This window comes from Nostoc cf. edaphicum LEGE 07299, assembly GCF_015207245.1.
Lineage (GTDB): Bacteria > Cyanobacteriota > Cyanobacteriia > Cyanobacteriales > Nostocaceae > Nostoc > Nostoc edaphicum_B.
The window spans coordinates 1-3,206 of the sequence record NZ_JADEXF010000762.1 but is presented as its reverse complement, the minus strand read 5'-3'; the positions used below and the strand labels follow the sequence as shown (position 1 = coordinate 3,206).

Below are 3,206 nucleotides of genomic sequence, written 5' to 3'. Positions count from 1 at the left end.
CGAAAATGGCGATCGGCCATTGCTGCAACTAAAGGTTGATGGGTAACACATAACACTTGGTTGCGTTGACTTAGCTGGTATAATTTTTCTGCGATCGCTTGGGCTACCCTTCCCGAAACCCCAACATCAATTTCATCAAATACCATTGTCCCAACTACGTCAACCTGAGAAAAACAAGCTTTCAGCGCCAGTAAAAAACGGCTCATTTCGCCACCAGAGGCAACTTCTGTTAAAGGTTGCAGTGGTTCTCCGGGGTTGGAACTAAATGTAAAGGTAATTTTGTCTGCTCCCATCGCAGTTGGGAAAGCTGGTAATATTTCAACCAGAAATTTCACCTTTTCCATCGCTAGGGGCTTGAGTTCAGCTATCAAACGTGATTCTAAATTAGCCGCCGCCTTACTCCGCAATTGAGTTAACTGATTACTTGCTTGGGTAAGTTTCTCAAAACACGCCTTTTCTTGCTGTTCCAGACTTTCGATAGATTGTTCGCTGTCGTTAAGTTGGGCTAATTCTGCTTGAATACGTTGGTAATAAGCGATCGCTTCTGTAAGTGTCGGCCCATACTTGCGGCAAATTTGCTTTAACTCCTGAATTCGTTCTTCCACCTCTTCCAAACGCTGCGGATCGGCTTCCAAACCATCCCCATAAGCATTAATTTGCCTTCCCACTTCCATTACCGCAGCTTGCGCGTCCCGCACCAATTCCAATAGGGGTTGTAGTTGGTTATCGTATTCCACCATGTCATTGAGTGTTGCCTCACTGTCTCCTAATAAATCACCTGCGGCGGGAGTTTCATGATCGTTTTGATACAAAGCCTGATAAACTTTGTAACTCATTTGTTGCAAATCGACGACATGATTCAGGCGTTCCCGTTCTTGTCCCAACTGTTCCAATTCATTAGGTTCGCTGAGATTGGCTGCTCCCAATTCCTGCACTTGATAAGTAAGCAAGTCGAGTTGTTGCAATCGTTCCCGTTCCGATGTTCGGCGTTTTTCTAGTGCTAAATGCGCCTGTTGGTAAGCAGTGAAACTTGTGGCTACTTTGTGACGCTGCTGCATTAGAGAGTCCCCGCCATATAAATCTAACCAGTCGCGGACTTGTGCAGATTGTCCCACTTGTACAGTTTGACCTTGGGCGGTGATTTCCACCAAGCGATCGCGCATTCCTGTCATGATTTGCCGATTTACCAACACACCATTCACTCGCGATCGACTACGGACATTACTCGCAGTGGCTGTGATTTCTCGGCTAATGACTACAGAATTTTCATCAAGCAAATCTATTTCTTGTTCAGTCAACCAAGCTGCTAGGGGAGCGTTTGAAGTGAAAGTAGCTTCTACCATCGCCCGACTTGTCCCCGTGCGAATGACTCTACTAGAGACTTTACCGCCCAAAGCGGCATCAATGGCATCCAAGATAATCGATTTTCCAGCGCCGGTTTCACCTGTTAACACATTTAGTCCCGCGCCAAATTCCAATTCCAGTTGGTCAATTAGGGCAAAGTTTTCTATTCGCAGGCAAAGCAACATCAAGCCAAATTCTCCATGAGGGCAGATGCCAGATACTTCCAACTTACAGGATAATTAAGTTTCATCTTTGAGCAACTAGCAATACCTAATACTATTGAACTAGTATGCCCGTTTAAGTGTAGCAGACTAGTGGGGAGTGGGGGATGAAGGGGATGAGGAAGATGAGGAAGAAATAATTAATGCTCAATGCCCCATTCCCAATTCCCAATTTCTAAACATATTGTTACAATACTTAATGTGATCGTTCTGACTGGTGGCCATTCTTCATGATTGTTAAGACACTTCCCCCTAGTTCCCGACCGATTCAGGAGGACAGTAGCAACGGCACAAATAGCCGAGGCGAACTGGACGTTATTGATATAGTGCCAGAAGATGGTACACCAAGTTTAGTTGTACGCTCGCCAAGACTCTTAGCAGCCCAAAAGGTGAGAATAGCAGCCCAACCTGAGACGCTTTACGATCCTGTGGGCATAGCGGCGCATTACCAAAATAGAAAAGTGCAAGTTTTACGGCGGATTTTTGCCGTGTTGGGACCGACTCTATCCTTTGTTTTTGGATTGTGGTCGGATAGTAAACGGGGAATTGTCGTCAAAAATGACCGCCGCCGAGCTACTCAATTACGAGTATTGCTGACCAAATTAGGGCCTGCTTACATCAAAATTGGACAAGCTTTATCCACCAGACCGGATCTGGTTCCTCCCGTATACCTAGAAGAATTAACTAAACTACAAGACCAATTACCTCCTTTCCCCAACGAAATTGCTTACCAGTTTATTAAAGAAGAACTAGGCGCACCTCCAGAAGAGGTTTATGCCGAACTCTCGGCCCATCCGATTGCTGCGGCTTCATTGGGGCAAGTGTATAAAGGTAAGCTAAAAACTGGTGAAGAAGTTGCTGTTAAAGTTCAACGCCCCGACTTAAGAGAGGGGATTACCATTGACTTGTATATCTTGCGTAACCTCGCCGCTTGGGTGCAGAAAAAGGTCAAACGGGTAAGAAGTGATTTAGTTGGGATTCTCGATGAATTAGGCGATCGCATTTTTGAAGAGATGGATTACATCCATGAAGGCGAAAATGCGGAGCGATTTTTCGAGTTATACGGTCACATGAAAGACGTATATGTACCGAAAATTTACTGGGAATATACCAATCGCCGCGTCTTGACGATGGAGTGGATTAACGGCACTAAATTAACCCAGACAGAAGAAATTAGCGCTCAAGGGATAGATGCTCGTTATCTCATTGAAGTGGGTGTGCAGTGTTCCCTGCGCCAGTTGCTAGAACATGGATTTTTCCACGCCGATCCCCACCCTGGTAATTTGTTAGCAACAACCGATGGCAAGTTAGCTTATCTCGACTTTGGGATGATGAGTGAGATTAAGCCACCTCAGCGTTATGGTTTGATTGAAGCGATCGTTCACGTCGTCAACCGTGACTTTGAAGGATTAGCAAAAGACTACGTGAAGTTAGATTTTTTATCACCAGAAACCGATTTAACACCAATTATCCCAGCTTTTGCGAGAGTCTTTGCTGATGCCCAAGGAGCCAGCGTTGCCGAACTCAACATTAAAAGCATCACTGATGAACTATCAGCTTTGATGTATGAGTATCCTTTCCGCGTACCACCCTACTACGCCTTAATTATTCGCTCCCTTGTGACGCTTGAAGGTATTGCAA

General features: G+C 45.3%; 2 protein-coding genes. One reads left to right on the top strand and one right to left on the bottom strand.

Annotated elements, in window-relative coordinates; genetic code table 11:
• On the bottom strand, window positions 1-1,529 hold a 1,529-nt coding region (recN, locus tag IQ229_RS20285), incomplete at its 3' end, for a DNA repair protein RecN (RefSeq protein ID WP_194046833.1).
• A gap of 266 nt (window positions 1,530-1,795) precedes the next feature.
• Here recN and IQ229_RS20280 point away from each other — a divergent pair.
• On the top strand, window positions 1,796-3,206 hold a 1,411-nt coding region (locus IQ229_RS20280), incomplete at its 3' end, for an ABC1 kinase family protein (RefSeq protein ID WP_194046831.1).